Origin of the sequence: Amycolatopsis echigonensis, assembly GCF_002846615.1 — a bacterium.
GTDB classification, from domain to species: Bacteria; Actinomycetota; Actinomycetes; order Mycobacteriales; family Pseudonocardiaceae; genus Amycolatopsis; species Amycolatopsis echigonensis.
The window spans coordinates 867,087-881,594 of the sequence record NZ_PJMY01000003.1 but is presented as its reverse complement, the minus strand read 5'-3'; the positions used below and the strand labels follow the sequence as shown (position 1 = coordinate 881,594).

The 14,508-nt window shown below is 68.9% G+C and carries 16 protein-coding genes; 10 read left to right on the top strand and 6 right to left on the bottom strand.

Translation table 11 applies throughout. The features are described 5' to 3' along the window. Window positions 1–62 precede the first annotated feature (62 nt). Entirely contained in the window at window positions 63–461 is a 399-nt protein-coding gene (locus ATK30_RS08615; protein WP_101435123.1) for a hypothetical protein, read from the top strand. A gap of 109 nt (window positions 462–570) precedes the next feature. Here ATK30_RS08615 and ATK30_RS08610 read toward each other — a convergent pair whose 3' ends face one another. After that, window positions 571–1,836, bottom strand: a complete 1,266-nt coding sequence (locus ATK30_RS08610; protein ID WP_101435122.1) for an aspartate aminotransferase family protein — start codon at window positions 1,834–1,836, stop codon at window positions 571–573. An 86-nt stretch (window positions 1,837–1,922) separates the two neighbouring features. Here ATK30_RS08610 and ATK30_RS08605 point away from each other — a divergent pair, with 86 nt between their 5' ends. Continuing rightward, a complete protein-coding gene (locus ATK30_RS08605) occupies window positions 1,923–2,825 on the top strand; it encodes a LysR family transcriptional regulator (RefSeq protein WP_101435121.1) in 903 nt (300 codons plus the stop codon). 6 nt (window positions 2,826–2,831) lie between these two features. Here ATK30_RS08605 and ATK30_RS08600 read toward each other — a convergent pair whose 3' ends face one another. Further along, window positions 2,832–3,401, bottom strand: coding sequence for a TetR/AcrR family transcriptional regulator (locus ATK30_RS08600; RefSeq protein ID WP_279630047.1), 570 nt, complete (start codon window positions 3,399–3,401; stop codon window positions 2,832–2,834). Between the two features lie 15 nt (window positions 3,402–3,416). On the opposite strand from ATK30_RS08600, the gene ATK30_RS08595 reads away from it, so the two are divergent. Next, complete coding sequence (locus tag ATK30_RS08595; RefSeq protein WP_101440705.1) at window positions 3,417–4,145, top strand: SDR family oxidoreductase; 729 nt, start codon at window positions 3,417–3,419, stop codon at window positions 4,143–4,145. Between the two features lie 242 nt (window positions 4,146–4,387). Here the strand turns inward: ATK30_RS08595 and ATK30_RS08590 are convergent, their stop codons facing one another. Next, a complete protein-coding gene (locus ATK30_RS08590) occupies window positions 4,388–5,155 on the bottom strand; it encodes an LPXTG cell wall anchor domain-containing protein (RefSeq protein ID WP_101435120.1) in 768 nt (255 codons plus the stop codon). A gap of 3 nt (window positions 5,156–5,158) precedes the next feature. Then, window positions 5,159–5,734 (bottom strand): papain-like cysteine protease family protein, encoded by a 576-nt coding sequence (locus tag ATK30_RS08585; protein WP_101435119.1) that lies wholly within the window; start codon window positions 5,732–5,734, stop codon window positions 5,159–5,161. A gap of 389 nt (window positions 5,735–6,123) precedes the next feature. Here ATK30_RS08585 and rlmN point away from each other — a divergent pair, with 389 nt between their 5' ends. Both rlmN and ATK30_RS08575 read left to right on the top strand, forming a co-directional pair. Beyond that, window positions 6,124–7,230, top strand: coding sequence for a dual-specificity RNA methyltransferase RlmN (gene rlmN, locus ATK30_RS08580; RefSeq protein WP_101435118.1), 1,107 nt, complete (start codon window positions 6,124–6,126; stop codon window positions 7,228–7,230). A 34-nt stretch (window positions 7,231–7,264) separates the two neighbouring features. Beyond that, window positions 7,265–7,531 carry a hypothetical protein gene (locus ATK30_RS08575; RefSeq protein ID WP_183125964.1) on the top strand — a complete coding sequence of 89 codons (267 nt, stop codon included), beginning with the start codon at window positions 7,265–7,267 and terminating at the stop codon, window positions 7,529–7,531. A gap of 743 nt (window positions 7,532–8,274) precedes the next feature. Here the strand turns inward: ATK30_RS08575 and ATK30_RS08570 are convergent. Together ATK30_RS08570 and ATK30_RS08565 are read right to left on the bottom strand one after the other, a co-directional pair. Next, window positions 8,275–9,270: an AraC family transcriptional regulator gene (locus ATK30_RS08570; protein WP_143271360.1), complete on the bottom strand. Its 996-nt coding sequence runs from the start codon at window positions 9,268–9,270 to the stop codon at window positions 8,275–8,277. Window positions 9,271–9,320: 50 nt separating this feature from the next. Continuing rightward, the gene (locus ATK30_RS08565) at window positions 9,321–10,151 is read right to left on the bottom strand and encodes an alpha/beta fold hydrolase (RefSeq protein ID WP_101435115.1); all 831 of its coding nucleotides are present in this window, start codon (window positions 10,149–10,151) and stop codon (window positions 9,321–9,323) included. 211 nt (window positions 10,152–10,362) lie between these two features. On the opposite strand from ATK30_RS08565, the gene ATK30_RS08560 reads away from it, so the two are divergent. The 5 genes from ATK30_RS08560 to ATK30_RS08540 are packed head-to-tail and all read left to right on the top strand — an operon-like array spanning window position 10,363 to window position 14,356. Next, on the top strand, window positions 10,363–10,704 hold the full coding sequence (locus tag ATK30_RS08560; RefSeq protein WP_101435114.1) for a 2Fe-2S iron-sulfur cluster-binding protein: 342 nt from the start codon (window positions 10,363–10,365) through the stop codon (window positions 10,702–10,704). Window positions 10,705–10,718: 14 nt separating this feature from the next. Further along, entirely contained in the window at window positions 10,719–11,633 is a 915-nt protein-coding gene (locus ATK30_RS08555; protein WP_101435113.1) for a catechol 2,3-dioxygenase, read from the top strand. A 21-nt stretch (window positions 11,634–11,654) separates the two neighbouring features. Further along, window positions 11,655–12,260, top strand: a complete 606-nt coding sequence (locus ATK30_RS08550; protein WP_208637301.1) for a flavin reductase family protein — start codon at window positions 11,655–11,657, stop codon at window positions 12,258–12,260. Between the two features lie 24 nt (window positions 12,261–12,284). After that, the gene (locus ATK30_RS08545; RefSeq protein ID WP_101435112.1) at window positions 12,285–13,556 is read left to right on the top strand and encodes an LLM class flavin-dependent oxidoreductase; all 1,272 of its coding nucleotides are present in this window, start codon (window positions 12,285–12,287) and stop codon (window positions 13,554–13,556) included. Next, window positions 13,553–14,356, top strand: coding sequence for an alpha/beta fold hydrolase (locus ATK30_RS08540; RefSeq protein ID WP_101435111.1), 804 nt, complete (start codon window positions 13,553–13,555; stop codon window positions 14,354–14,356). The genes ATK30_RS08545 and ATK30_RS08540 overlap by 4 nt, the downstream gene beginning before the upstream one ends. Window positions 14,357–14,508 lie beyond the last annotated feature (152 nt).

The following is a 14,508-nucleotide window of genomic DNA, read 5'->3' as shown; positions in this document are numbered from 1 at the left end:
CGGGCCTGGCCGCGGCTTCCTAGCGTTGCTGGCACAACGGGAAACCACAAGGGAGAACGCCGATGCAGACCATCGAACGACCCACCGACCGGGATCGGCTCGTCTTGGCGAAGGGGTTCGTCGCGGCTTACGGAGTGGTGAGCGCGGTCGTCCTCGGAGCGATCGCGGCGCGGGCCCTTTCCGGCGGAGAGGTGTCCAGCTTCATGTGGATCCGGTCGGGGGTCGTGGTCGTCAGCGCCGCCGTCTCGTGGTGGCTGGTTTCGGCCGCGGCGCGGGGATCGCGCGCGGCTTATCTGCGGATGCGGCTCATCGCGATCGTCGCGCCGGTCGCGATCGTCGGTGTCGACCTGATCCCCGGCGCGTGCCCGCTCTGGTTCCTGCTGGCGCAGACCGGCTGTGCGGTCGTGCTGGCGGGTGCCGCGGTCCCGCTCGTCTCGCTGCGGGCTACGTTCCCGAAGTGAACCCTCGGGACCAGCCGGATCCGGGTGCCGAGGAGCAGCTTGTCGTGTTTGGCCGCGCCGCGAAGAGCTGCTGCGTCGTCCAGACGGCGGCGACCGTTCCCCGCTGTGGTCAGCTCCGCGAGACGTCTCCGATCGCTTCGTCCAGAATGGACAGTCCGAGGTCGATCTCGCTTTCGGCAGCGGTCAGCGGCGGCGCGATCCGGAACACCCCGCCCATCCCGGGCAGCTGCACGATGTTCATGTGCAGCCCGAGTTCGAGGCACCGCTGCGTCACGCGCGCGCCGAGTTTGTCCGCGTCCGGTCCTCCGCCGCTCAGTTCCAGTCCGGCGAGCAGTCCCCGGCCGCGGATCTCGCCGACCGCCTCGTGGCGCGTCGCGATTTCCTCGAGTCCGGTGCGCAGCCGGGCGCCGAGCTGGAGGGCGCGTTCGTCGAGGCGGTCGCGGATCAGCACGTCCAGCACGGTGTTCCCGACCGCCGCCGGGAGCGGGTCCGAGACGTGCGTGGTGAAGAACAGATACCCGCGTTCGTGGGCTTCCTCTTCGATTTCCGCGCTCGTCAGCACCGCGGCGAGCGGCAGACCGGCACCGAGCGTTTTGGACACCGTGAGGATGTCCGGGACCACGCCGTCGTGCTCGAAGGCGTACCAGGTTCCGGTGCGGCACAGCCCGGTCTGGGCTTCGTCGAGGATCAGCAGCATGCCGCGTTCCCGGCATTTCCGTTGCAGCGCCGGGAAATAACCCGGCGGCGGCACGAGGATTCCGCCGGAGCTGAGGATCGGCTCCACCAAACACGCGGCGAGGCTGCCGACCGACTGCGCGTCGATCAGGTCGAACGCCAGGTCCAGCTGCTGCTGCCAGTCCGCCCCGCTGGGCACCGGAATCGCGAAGTTGCCGGGCGCGCCCGGACCGTAGCCCTTGCGGCCCGCGCTGTAGGTGGCGCTCGCCGCGGCCTGCGTCATCCCGTGCCAGGACCGGGCGAACGAGACGACCTCGTGCTTGCCCGTCACCAGCTTGGCCATCCGCAGCGCGGCCTCGTTGGACTCGGCGCCGGTGGTCAGCAGCAGAGCCTTCTCCAACGGGTCCGGCAGCGTTTCGGCCAGCCGCCGCGCGAGGTCGACCACCGGACGGCTCAGCATCCCGCTGAACAGGTGGTCGAGCTTCGCGGCCTGCTTCCGGACGGTCTCGACGATCTCCGGATGCGCGTGCCCGAGGATCGCGCTCATCTGCCCGGACGTGAAGTCGAGGATCCGCCGTCCGTCCTCGGCGAAGACGAAACTGCCCTCGGCGCGGTCGATGATCTCGCCGGTGAACGAGCCGGGGCCGGCGTAGCGGACGAGGTGCCGGTCGACGTCGGACCAGAAGGTGTCGGTGGCCATGACTCGACGGTAGAGCCGCGGCGAGCGCCGCGTCCATCTCACAGTTTGCGCTTGCCTGTGCGGTTTCATCGAACAACGATGGGGCCATGTTGAACCCGTCGCGGTTGCGGCTGTTGAGCAGGCTCGCTGTGCTGGGCACCGTTCGCGCGGTCGCGCAGGACGTGAATCTCAGCGCCTCCACGGTGTCGCACCAGCTCGCGCTGCTGGAAACCGAAACCCGCACCCGGCTGCTGGAGCGCACCGGCCGCCGCGTCCGGCTGACTCCTGCCGGGGAGAAACTGGCCCGGCAGGCGCGCGCGATCCTCGACCATCTCGACGCGGTCGAGGCCGAACTGCGCGGCGACGAACCGGCCGGGCTGGTGCGGATCGGCGCGTTCCAGAGCGCGATCCACACCTTCGCGGTGCCCGCCGCGACCCGTCTCGCGCAGACCTATCCGCGGCTGGAAACCGAACTGGCGGAACGGGAACCGCACGAAAGCGTTCCGGCGCTCCGGGCGGGCGACAGCGACGTCATCATCACCACCACCGACTTCGCCGACCTCCCGCTCGGGCCCGACCTGGAGATCATCCGGCTGGCGACCGACCCGATCGTGCTGGTGACCGCCGTCGACCGTCCGGAACCGCCTGGACCCGCGGTGCTCGCCGACTACGCCGGCGAACCGTGGGCGCTCGACATTCCCCAGTCCTACATGGCGAATCTGACGTTGCGGCTCTGCCGCGAATCGGGTTTCGAGCCGCGCGTGGTGTGCCGGTTCAGCAATTACCTGATGACGCTGCAGCACGTCGAGGCCGGGCTGTCGATCGCGTTGCTGCCGGAGCTGGCGGTGGATCCGCGGTATCGGGTGGCAACGAAGACGCTGGCGACACCGGTGACGCGCACGATCGTCGCGGTCACCCGGCGAGGTTCGCCGCGGCGGGCGGCGGTGAACGCGGTGCTTGAGGCGCTGCGGCAGCCGGTGAAGCTTCCGGCGGCGGTGGAACAGGCTTAGGGCGGATCAGGGCCTGTTTCGGCCCTTGGGCAGGACCGCCAGTGCGGTGTCCGCGATGTTCCGCAGCGTCTGCGGATCCAGCCCGGCCTTGCCGACCGCCTCGACCCCGCGGACGACCGTCAGCAGCAGCGCCGCCAACCCCTCCGGATCAGCCGCGTCGTCGATGTCGCCGTGGCGCTGGGCGGCGCTGATCTCCTTGCGCAGCAGGGCCAGCAACGCCGTCATGGTCTCTGTCGACCGCTCGGCGACCTTCGGATCGAGTTGGGAGAGTTCCGCCGCGCCTTTGGCCAGAAAACAGCCGCGGCGTTCGGCGTCGGAGGCGGTGTTCTCCGCCATCAGGTGCACGTACTCCGACAGCCGGGCCAGGGCTTTCGAGTCGTCACCGCCGGTCAGCCGTCCTTCGGCGACTTCGACGACAGCGGTGCACCAGTCGCCGAACACGCGGTGGAACAGCTTGCTCTTGTCGCCGAACGCGCCGTACAGGCTGCCTTTGCCCAGTCCGGTCGCCTGGGCGATGTCGTCCATCCGGGTTCCGGCGTACCCCGTCGCCCAGAACTGCTCCCGGGCTCGCTCCAGGACCTGGTGTTCGGCGTGTTGCAGGAGAAGGTCGCCGTGATCACCGGAGGGACCAGCGGAATCGGGCTGGCCGTCGCCCGCCGCTTCGTGCGGGAAGGGGCCACGGTCTTCGTGACCGGTCGGGACGCTGACCGTCTCGAATCGGCAGTCGAGGAGCTCGGGCCCGCGGCCACCGGCGTGCGCTCCGACGTCTCGGTTCTCGCCGACCTGGACGCGCTCTACGAGCGAGTGCGCGCGGAGGCCGGCCGCATCGACGTACTGGTGGCGAACGCGGGAACCGCCGCGGACGCCTCGCTGGGCGGCCACACCGAAGCGAACGTCGACCGCACGCTCGCCGTCAACGTCAAGGGGCCGCTGTTTACCGTGCAGAAGGCGCTTCCGCTGCTGGCGGAGAACGCTTCGATCGTTGTGGTCGGCTCGAGCAACAGCCTGCGGCCCAATGAGAATCTCGAGATCTACAGCGCTTCGAAGGCAGCGCTGAGCAACCTCGTGCACAACTGGGCGCGGCAGTCGCGGGAGCGCCGGTTCCGGGTCAACGTGCTCAGCCCGGGCCCCACGCGGACCCCCGGTCTGCTGAGCGCCGCGGGGGCGGAGGCCGACCGGTTCGCCGAGGCTGTCGTGCCGCTGGGGCGGTTGGCTGATCCCGAGGAAATCGCCGAGGCCGCGCTCTTCCTGGCTTCGGACGCTTCGTCGTTCGTCACCGGAGCTGAACTCTTCGCCGACGGCGGCTACACCCGGGCTTGAACGGCGGTTGCCCGGTGCGGGGATCGTGTCGTCGCCGTCGCAGTTCGCCCGCCGCTTCCCATGCGGAGAGCGTGCGGCGCGTCTGGACAGAGCGGGTATCGGAATCGCGGGTCGCCGCTTCGGTGCCCGGCCGGCAGTCTTGAGCGCGCGCACCATGGAGCCGCCCGCGCTCGATCTCTCCGGGCGGCGTCTCTCGACGGGAGAGGGATCGGCGGCAGGGGCGTACCCCTGCCGCCGGGTGATCACTTGCTGGGCTGGGAACGGCGGCGCAGGAAGAACGCGCCGCATCCGGCTGCCGCGACCGCCCCGCCGATGGCGAGTGCGATGGCCGGGCTGCCGTCCGTGCCGGTGTTCGGGGCGGGGACGGCATAGCCTCCGCCCGCGCCGGTCTTGTCATACGTAGAGCCGGGAAGCTTGTCGCCGTAGCGTTTCTGCAGCTCGGCTCGGTAGGCCGCCAGAGTCACCCGGGTGCCTGCGGGGACGCCGGAGACCGCGCCGTCGAGCACCGTCACGGTGTCGCCAGTGACGGAGTACCAGGCGTTGACCTGGGGTTCGTGCAGCAGGTAGCCGCCGTGCGCGGCCGCCGCGTGGACCTGTTCGTCGTTGCCGGAGGCGACGTTGACGACCTGCCACCCGGCCTTGCTCGGCTGCGCCCACACCGTCGCCTCGCGGCCGTCGGCGAGGTGGGCGGGGGAGGCGACGTAGGCGAGGGCGGCGGGGACGTCGGATTCGCCGTTGATGAAGGCCGCAGTGGGTTCGTAGACCGGGATCTGGGTGTTGGCGTCGGCGGCGGCGCGCGTGGCGTGCGCGGCTGCCGGTGCCGCGCCGGGGAACTTCGTGTGCGAGAGGCGGGCGGCGGTGTCCGGGCTGGCGAGCAGGCCGGAGATCGCGGCCGTGTCCGACGGGGACGGTGCCGTCGGCGCTGTCGCGGCGGACGCCGGGTTCGCGGCGAACACCGCCGCGGCGATGGCTCCGGAGGCGACAGTGGCGCGGAGGATGGTTCGCAGCATGAGTCAGCCCACCATTCCGTAGACGGTGTGGGTCCAGGAGAATTGGTTGTTGGACACGTAGGTGCTGTAGTTCATGGAGTTGTAGCGGTCGTTCGAGGGCCACGGGTCGCCGTATTCGACGATGCTGCTGCCGTTCGAATCGTCATAGCCGTAGAGAACGTGCATGTGGCCGCCGCCGGAGGTCCAGCCGATCCGGGTGCCGATGGGCTGTCCGGCGTCGATCTGGTTCTTGATGCCGGAGAAGGAGAGGCGATACCCGTTGGAATTGTAGGTGCCGACGTTGCGGAACCCGAGGTAGCTGAACACTCTTTGCTGGTCGCTCAGGTAGCCCTGGTTGTCGGCGCAGTCGCTGCCGGATTCGTTGTGCGCGATCTGGCAGAACCGGGTCTGGGTCAGCGAATAGCCCCAGAACGAGGCGATGGTGTTGCCGCTGGCGTCCCAGCACCAGTTGTCTTTCTGCTGCGCCTGCATGGAGATGTTCGTTTCGCCCGCGTCCGCGACGGCGGGAACGGCGAACGCGGCTGACGCGGCGAGGGCGGCCGCCGCGATTCCGCGCAGAATCGAAGAGGGCACTTTCACGGGATCCTCCAACGGGGAAGACCGGCCGGTCCGGGGAATTCCCGGACCGGCGGGGAAGGGGAGATGTGCCCGGAACGGTACGCGCGCGAAGTTTGCGGCGACTACCGACTAACGGGGGTATTCCGTTGCCGAAGTACCGTGGCGGATATTTCCGCGCCGGTCGATTAGCGCGTGCCCGGCGTCGACGATAAGGGAATTCACCGCGGAAAGCATTCGGCAATCCGACCTTCGTAGGGTGTTTTTCCGTTGAAGCGGGCCCGTCGTTCGTCGGCCGCCATTCCGGCTACCCGGCGCCCGGACCGCGCCGGCGTCCGCCGTTGCCCCGGTTCGCCTGCGCGCCCGAGGGGGAGGGGCACCAGCCTTCGCGCGTATGAGACACTTGATCGGTCATGACTGCCCTCCCTCTTGTTTTCGACGCGCCCAAGCGCGGCCTGCCGCCGCGCCATCTCGCCGACCTCACGCTGGCCGAGCGAGCCGAGGCCGTCGTCGAACTGGGGGAGAAGGCGTTCCGCGCCAAGCAGTTGTCGAACCACTACTTCTCGCGGCTCACCGTCGACCCGGCGGAGATGACCGACATCCCGGCCGCGTCGCGGGAGAAGCTCGTGGCGGACCTGATGCCGCCGCTGCTCACCGAGGTGCGCGCGCTGGCCGCGGACGGCGGCGCGACCCGCAAGACCCTGTGGCGCGCGCACGACGGGACGCTGCTGGAGAGCGTCCTCATGCGCTACCCCGACCGCGCGACGCTGTGCATCTCCAGCCAGGCGGGCTGCGGGATGGCGTGCCCGTTCTGCGCGACCGGCCAGGGCGGTCTCGACCGCAACCTGTCGACCGCGGAGATCGTGGACCAGGTCCGCGACGCCGCCGCGGTCATGCGCGACGGCTCCATGCCCGGCGGCCCGGGTCGGCTGTCGAACATCGTCTTCATGGGCATGGGCGAACCGCTGGCGAACTACAAGCGTGTGGTGGCGGCGGTGCGTCGGATCACTGATCCGGCGCCGGGTGGTTTGGGGATCGGTCAGCGTTCGGTGACGGTGTCGACGGTGGGGTTGGCTCCGGCGATTCGGAAGCTGGCGGATGAGCGGATGCAGGTGCGTTTGGCGGTGTCGTTGCATACGCCGGACGACGAACTGCGGGACACGTTGGTGCCGGTGAACAACCGGTGGTCGGTGGATGAGGTGCTGTCGGCTGCGCGGTATTACGCGGATACTTCGGGTCGGCGGGTGTCGATCGAGTACGCGTTGATCCGGGACATCAATGACCAGCCCTGGCGGGCGGAGTTGCTGGCGAAGCGGCTGCGCAAGCACCTGGGCCAGCTGGTGCACGTCAACGTGATCCCGTTGAATCCGACGCCGGGCAGCAAGTGGGATGCGTCGCCGAAGCCGGTGGAGCGCGAGTTCGTGCGGCTGGTGAATGCGGGCGGGGTCGCGTGCACGGTGCGGGACACGCGTGGTCAGGATATTGCTGCGGCGTGTGGACAGTTGGCTGCTGAAGGCTGAGTGTGTTGGTTTCGATGATGGAGTGTTTGTCGTGATGTATGCCCCCAGCCTGCTGGAACCGGCTGCGGAGGAGCTCCGGCTCGCCGACTTCACGGGCGCGACGGAGGTCGCTCGTGAGGCGCGGACTCTGTTGGGTGAGCGGTTCAGTTCGGTGACGTTCATGTACGTGCTGATGCGGGCGTTCGAGGTCGACTACACCGCCGCGCGGGACGCGTCGCGCTGGCACGAATTCCACGGCGGCCCACGGGCGCTGTCGGACGCTGATCTGGAGAAGTTGCTGGCCCCCTGGCTCGCCCGCTGACCACTCCGATCAGCCGGTCCGAGAGCGGGGGCGGCGAGTGGCTGGTCTGCTCCGGATCCTTCGAAGCGCGGTTTCGACACCCGTCCGCAGGAGCCGGTTCGCCGTTGCCTCCTCCCTTCGGGAAAAGCTGCAACCCCCTCATGGGCTATGGGCGGGAGCTGCACGTGCGAGTGCGGTCGATCAGCCGCGCGACGAGGCCGCGTTGAAGCATGCGCATTGCGCCGGGCGGGGCACGAATCCGATGGCGGACGGAGCGGCGCGCGGATCGTTTCCAGCCTCTCGAACAGCGCACCGTTCCGGGCGCTCGTCGGCGTTATCGCGTTATCTCTCACCGGAAATCCCGTCGCCGCTGAGCGTAGAGATGTGGTGGAGGTACTGGGTTACCGACTGCGGCTGCGGTGACGGTCTCAGCGGCCCTCGCCGCCTCTGCGGTCGCTCAGTCTCCTGTGCCCGTCGGGCCGATATCCCCTTCACGGCGAGACCGTCCTGGACAGCGTCGGGTGCGGCGTTGATGTCGCGGTGATGCTTGATGATCTCGGCGAGCGGACCCGCTGATCGAGCTCCGCGGCAAGTGCATGGCGCGGTAGTAGTGCTCGTGCTGGGCGTAACAGGTCCTGATCAGAGGCCGGTTCTTGTGGACCAGCACGGTGGTATCGACCGGAGCGTCCCCGTGTCCGGACCAGAGTCCTCGCACTCTACGGTGTGCTGATCGGCTAGCCGGTTGGCTGTGGCCGCTGCCCGGATCAGGTGCGCAGGGTCTGGGACGGCAGCTGGCCGTAGCGTTCCCGGTAGGCGGCGGCGAAGCGGGGCACGTGGCCGAATCCCCAGCGGAAGGCTATGTCGGAGACAGAGAGGCCGTCGCCGGGGGCTGCGTTTTGCAGATCCTGGTGTGCTCGGGCGAGCCGTACCCGGCGGAGGTATTCCGTCGGGGTGAGCCCAAGGTGTTCGGAGAACGCGGCCTGCAGGGACCGGACGCTGGTTCCGCCGATCCGGGCGAGGTCGGCGACGGTGTGCGGGGCGGCCGGGTCGGCGTCGATCACGTCGATGACGCGGGAGAGCATGCGGGGCCGGGCGGGGCGGGCGGCGTCGTGGAGCAGGCGGTCGGAGAAGTTGTTGGGCTGGGCGGCGAGCAGTTGGCCGACGACCAGTTCTTCCAGCGGGCGCAGGACGAGGTCGGGGGCGCCGGAGTCGACGGCGTCGCGCAGGAGCAGTACTGCCCGGAGCCAGTTGCGGCCGGGGGAGCCGGTGAGGTCGAATCCGACGGCGAAGTGCACCGCTTCGTCCGGCGGGGAGCCGAGCGCTGCTTCGACGGTGCGCTCGACCACGTGCCGGCTCACCTTGACCGCGAGCTGGGCGCAGTCGGCGCTCCAGTGCATGCTCGATTCCTCGGTGGGGGTGAGCACCGCCGCGCGTCCGGCACCGGACTCGATTTCGTCGGGTCCGCACTGCGAGAGGGTGTGGCCGCGGAGCGGGACGTTGATCTCGTAGTAGGAGTGCAGCCGTCCGGGGCGGACGACGACTTCGGTGCCGTGCCGGATGTCGGCGACGGTGATCGAGTCGGTGCGGCGCGCCCGGAGCGCGACGTCGAGGTCCTGGCCCGGGCCGACGACCTCGAGGGTGTGCGGGCTGAATACCTGCGAGATTTCCTGCTGGGCCTCGTCCCGGTCCGCGGTGCGTACGACGTCGGTCGACCACCTCGGCGAAGTGCCGGGCAGCGGCCGGTTCGGTGTCGCGGTCATGGTGATCACCTGACGCAGTCGTCGTTGTCCACGTGGTGACGGGGCGTGGTTCAGAGTGCCCCGGAGAGGAAGGCGTCCGCAAGCGCGGCGAAGGCGGCAGCGTGTTCGATTTGGACCCAGTGCCCGCAGCGAGCGAACACGTGCAGCTGGCTGTTCGGGATCAGGTCCAGCAGCCGGTGGCTGGTGGAGGGCGGGATGACCTGGTCGTCGCGGCCGTGCACGAGGAGCGTTTCGTGCGGGAGCGCGGCGATGGCGTCCTCCGGGACGGCCATGGCCGCGACCTTGTCCTGCCGCGGCGGCGGGAACATGGCCGCGTACGCTTCGTGCACGCCCGGCCGGGTCGCGGCGCGGTATCGGAGCTCTGCGAGTTCGTCGGTGGCGAAGCGCGGGTCGTGGGCGAACACGTCGAGCAGGCGGCGCATGTTCTCCACGGACGGCTCGAAGCCCCAGACCGCTTCCAGTCCCGGGGTGATCGGGAAGTGCACGCCGACGCTGCCCATCAGCACGAGCCGGTGCACGCGGTCCGGATACCGTGTGGCCAGCCGCAGCGCCAGCGAGCCGCCGAAGCTGTTGCCGACCACTGACACCCGGTCGAGGCCGAGCGCGTCGAGGAAGCCGACCAGATGGTCCAGCCAGCTCTCGGCGTCATAGACGGCCGCTTCGGGGCGTTCGGTGTAGCCGAAGCCGAGGACGTCCGGGGCGAGCACGCGGTGCCGCTTCGCGAGTTCGGGAAGGACTAGGCGCCAGTTCGCCCACGCGGAGACGCCGGGCCCGGAGCCGTGGATCAGCAGCACCGGATCGCCGGATCCTTGGTCGTGGTAGTTCGTGGCGACGCCGCGGACGTCGATCGTCAGGCCGATCTCGGGTGATTCTCCGGTCATCGCGACTCCCTGTTTCGGTGCCTCAGCGGTGGGTTGCCGCGAATCTGACACGCGCGACAACCGCCGGGCAACGGGTCGCGTGCTGTTCGGCACAAATGCTTGCGCGAACCGGATGGGCTTCGCGCGCAGCGGATCGAATCGGGCCCGGGACCCGCTTACAGTCCGTCGGACAGCGTGAACGAATCGACTCGACGACGAGGCGGCGGTGCCGATGAGCGGCCAACCTGAGGTTTCCGGGGCGGTGCGGATTCTTCCCGCCGGGGTGCGGCTCACCGTCCACACCGGAGAAACGATCGTCGATGCGGTTCGCAGGCACGGGTACCGGACGCGCTACTGCTGCCGGCGAGGCGGTTGCCGGGCTTGCAAGGCCGATCTGGTCGAGGGAGAGGTCGGCTATCCCGTCCCGATCGCCGAGTCCGTGCTGAGCGCGGAAGAGCGCGCCGCGGGCAAATGCCTTCCTTGCCGGGCACAGCCCGTCGGCGAGGTCGTCATTCGACTGTCCGAAAAGGACACTCTGACGCGGGTTTTCGGAACTTTCCGGCCCGCCAGCTGAAACCGGGAGCGAACATGGGTGTGATCAGACTCGGGTATGTCCACGTGCGAGTCACCGATCTGGCGGGCTCGGCCGAGCATTACCGCGAGACGCTCGGCATGGACCAGGTCGCCGAACAGGACGGGCGGCTCTACCTCAAGTCCTGGGACGAGCACGACCACCATTCAGTCGTGCTCGAGGAAGGCGGCGTCGGCCTGGTCAAGCTGGGCTACAAGGTCGAGAAATCCAGCGACCTCGACGAATTCGAGCACCGGGCGGCGTCGTTCGGTGTCCGGGTGGAACGGATGAGCAAGGGCGACAACGAGGGCGTCGGCGACGGCCTGCGGTTGACCTTGCCTTCGGAACACACCCTGGAGCTGTACAGCGACGTCGAGTACCTCGGCAACGCGACCGGGAACTGGAATCCCGATCCCTGGCCGCGCTCGGGACTGCGCGGCCTCGGCGTGCCGCGGCTGGACCACACGCTGATCACGACCGAAGACCCGGCGCTGCTGGAACGGTTCTTCTCCGAGGTGCTCGGGTTCCGGGCCGCGGAACGGCTGGTCGGCGGCGAGGACGACGACCAGCTGGTCGGCTCGTGGATGTTTTGCGGCGAACAACCGCACGACATCGCGTTCGTGAAGGGGGAACAGGGAAAACTGCACCACTTCGCCTACCACGTCGACGACTGGAGCACCCTGCTGCGCGCCGGGGACCTGTTCTCGATGCACGACGTGCCCGTGGACTTCGGCCCTGCCCGGCACGGCATCACCCGCGGCGAAACGATCTACTTCTTCGACCCGGCGGGCAACCGCAACGAGGTCTTCGCGGGCGGCTACCGCACCGGCCCGGACTTCCGCACGATCACCTGGACGATGGACAACGCCGCGAGGGGGATCAACTACACCCACCGCGAACTCGATCCCGACTTCCTCAACGTCGTCACCTGACCCAGGGACAGGAGAACCTCCATGACCGCCATGAGCACACCGTTGAACCCCAAGAGACTGCGCACGGTCCTGGGTGAATTCTCCACCGGCGTCACAGTGGTCACCTACCGCGACGCTGACGGCCAACCTCGAGGCGCGACCATGAACTCGTTCACGTCGGTGTCGATGGATCCGCCGCTGGTGCTCGTGTCCGTGGCGCGCCGGGCCAAGGCGTGCGCGGGCCTGGCGGACAACGAGTTCACCGTCAACGTCCTCTCCGCCAACCAGCTCGACGTCGCCCTGCACTTCGCCGGAAAACCCAAGAACGGCCCGATTTCCTGGCACGAGCCCGAATCCGGACCGCCGCGGCTGACCGGAGCGGCGGCGTGGCTGCAATGCCGGCCGTGGCGCACCTACGACGGCGGCGATCACGTGCTGGTGCTCGGCCAGGTCGAATGCCACGACGCGCGCCGGCTCGACCCGCTGATTTTCCACCGCGGCGAGTTCCGCCGCTCCGGTCTGAAACTGCCGCAGCTGCCGCGAACCGTGACCTTCGGCGGCGCTCCGGCCGGCGAGTGGGTCGGCCGGGTGCACGACTTGCATGCCTTGTCCGACGCGGGAAACAGCGGCGAGCCGCTCGACATCTGAGCTTCGACAGAACTGGAGAACACCGTGAAAGTCACGTACTTCCAACAGGTTCCCTACCGGCACCTGGCCGACGACTTCGAACAACGCTTCGAATCCGTCATCACCACCCCGTATCACGACGTCACGGAGCCGCGGCACGTCGCCGCGGCGTTCCGCGAGGCGATGGACGAGCTGATGCACGCCGCGCGCGCGGGATTCGACGGGCTGGCGGTCACCGAGCACGGCCAGAGTTCCTACGACATGGCACCCAACCCGGACATCATCGAGTCCGCCCTCGCCTACGCCACCGAAGTCGAGAACATCGACACCGCGATCTACCCGGTCGGCCGATCGCTGGGCAAGAGCCGGGAACCGCTGCGCGCCGCCGAGGAACTGGCCATGATCGACTGCATCTCGAACGGCCGCCTGGTCAGCGGGTTCCCCGTCGGCCTCGCCTACGACGCCAACCTCAACAACGGCGTCCCGCCCGCGCAGACCCGGCAACGGTTCGACGAAAACCTCGAACTGGTGCTGAAAGCGTGGACCCACCGCGGCGACGCGTTCCCGTGGAACGGCAAATTCGGCCAGTACCCCGCAGTCAACATCTGGCCGCGGCCGATGCAGCAGGCACCGCACCCGCCGGTGTGGATCACCGGCATCGGCAACCCGCGCACCATGCAGATGACGCTCGAGCGCGAATTCGGGTTCAACTACTTCGGCTGGTTCGGGCTCAAGGTCACCGGCCGCCGGATCTTCGACCGGTTCTGGGAAATCGCCGACCGGCTCGGCAAGGACGCCAACCCGTACCGGCTCGGCTTCATGCAGACGATCTGCGTCGCCGACACCGACGCGAAGGCCGAAGCGCGCTACGCCGAACACGCCGAGTACTTCTTCCAGAAAGGCATCGGCTCCATCCCGATGGAGCGCCTCGCGCTGCCCGGCGGCATCGACATCCGCGGCGTCGAAGCGATCATGCGCGACCCCGGGGACTTCGGTATCTACAGCAAGATGCGCACCGCGACCTTCGCCGAACTGGTCGACGCCGGCTCGGTCATCTGCGGCTCCCCGGACACCGTCGCCGAACAGCTGCTCGCCTACGCCCGGGAGTACCGCATCGGCAACCTGCACGCGATGCTGCAGTTCGGTTCCATGCCGCACGAACTGGCCAAAGACAACATCGACCTGTTCGCCAGCGCCGTCATGCCGCGCCTACAGCAACTGTGGACCGACGAGCGCTACCCGCACCACTGGTGGCCCGAACGACTCGGCGGCACGCCGCTGGCCGATTCTGCCCGTCTGACAGGAGCCCTCGCATGACCAGCACCCTCGACTTCACCGAGAAAACCGTCGACGTCTGGGGCGGAGAGATCCAGCTTCGGGTCAAGGTCGCCGGCCAAGGCCCCGGCCTGGTTTACCTGCACCCGGCCGCCGGGCTGGCCTGGGACCGGTTCCTGGACCGCCTCGCCCAGGACTTCACCATCTACGCCCCCGAATTCCCGGGCACCTCGCCCGCCGACCCCTACGCCGTCCACAAGGTCGACGACCTGTGGCAAGTCGTGCTCATCTACGAGGAGGCGATCCGAAAACTGGACATCGGCACTCCGGTCCTCATCGGACAGTCCTTCGGCGGAATGCTCGCGGCGGAACTGGCCGCCGCCTACCCAGACCGGTTCTCCCGGCTGGTCCTGCTCGACCCGATCGGTCTCTGGCGCGACGAGCACCCGGTCGCGAACTGGATCGCCGCCCCGCCCGCCGCGCTCCCTGAACTGCTGTTCGCCGACCCCGACGGGGACGCCGCGAAAGCGATGCTGACCCCGCCCGAAGACCCCGAGGAGGCGATCGCCGCGGGCGCGGGCCTGGTCTGGGCGCTCGGCTGCACCGGCAAGTTCGTCTGGCCCATCCCCGACAAGGGACTGGAACGGCGCCTGCACCGGATCAGCGCGCCCACGCAGATCGTCTGGGGCGAGCAAGACAAACTCGTCCCGGCCGTCTACGCCGACGAATTCGCCGCCCGGATCAGCGGAAGCAAAGTCGCGATCGTGCCCGGTGCCGGGCACATCCCCCAGGTCGAAGCCACTGACGCCACCTTCGCCCTCGTCAACGGATTCCTGCACTGACTGATCCCTCGACCGCCCGGGACACGTACCGTGATCGCAAAGGATCGGCTTGTCGCGGGGTCAGATCACCGCCGCGATGTGCAAGCGGAATGCCGGACTTCCCGACGCAGCGGGAAACAGCCTGACCGCGCGACGCGCCGTGAGGCTTGCTA

Bases quoted from the DNA above. Each gene is read 5' to 3' on its own strand.
- ATK30_RS08615 (WP_101435123.1), top strand. From the start codon at position 63: ATGCAGACCATCGAACGACCCACCGACCGGGATCGGCTCGTCTTGGCG.
- ATK30_RS08610 (WP_101435122.1), bottom strand. From the start codon at position 1,836: ATGGCCACCGACACCTTCTGGTCCGACGTCGACCGGCACCTCGTCCGC.
- ATK30_RS08605 (WP_101435121.1), top strand. From the start codon at position 1,923: ATGTTGAACCCGTCGCGGTTGCGGCTGTTGAGCAGGCTCGCTGTGCTG.
- ATK30_RS08590 (WP_101435120.1), bottom strand. From the start codon at position 5,155: ATGCTGCGAACCATCCTCCGCGCCACTGTCGCCTCCGGAGCCATCGCC.
- rlmN (WP_101435118.1), top strand. From the start codon at position 6,124: ATGACTGCCCTCCCTCTTGTTTTCGACGCGCCCAAGCGCGGCCTGCCG.
- ATK30_RS08575 (WP_183125964.1), top strand. From the start codon at position 7,265: ATGTATGCCCCCAGCCTGCTGGAACCGGCTGCGGAGGAGCTCCGGCTC.
- ATK30_RS08570 (WP_143271360.1), bottom strand. From the start codon at position 9,270: ATGACCGCGACACCGAACCGGCCGCTGCCCGGCACTTCGCCGAGGTGG.
- ATK30_RS08565 (WP_101435115.1), bottom strand. From the start codon at position 10,151: ATGACCGGAGAATCACCCGAGATCGGCCTGACGATCGACGTCCGCGGC.
- ATK30_RS08560 (WP_101435114.1), top strand. From the start codon at position 10,363: ATGAGCGGCCAACCTGAGGTTTCCGGGGCGGTGCGGATTCTTCCCGCC.
- ATK30_RS08555 (WP_101435113.1), top strand. From the start codon at position 10,719: ATGGGTGTGATCAGACTCGGGTATGTCCACGTGCGAGTCACCGATCTG.
- ATK30_RS08550 (WP_208637301.1), top strand. From the start codon at position 11,655: ATGACCGCCATGAGCACACCGTTGAACCCCAAGAGACTGCGCACGGTC.
- ATK30_RS08540 (WP_101435111.1), top strand. From the start codon at position 13,553: ATGACCAGCACCCTCGACTTCACCGAGAAAACCGTCGACGTCTGGGGC.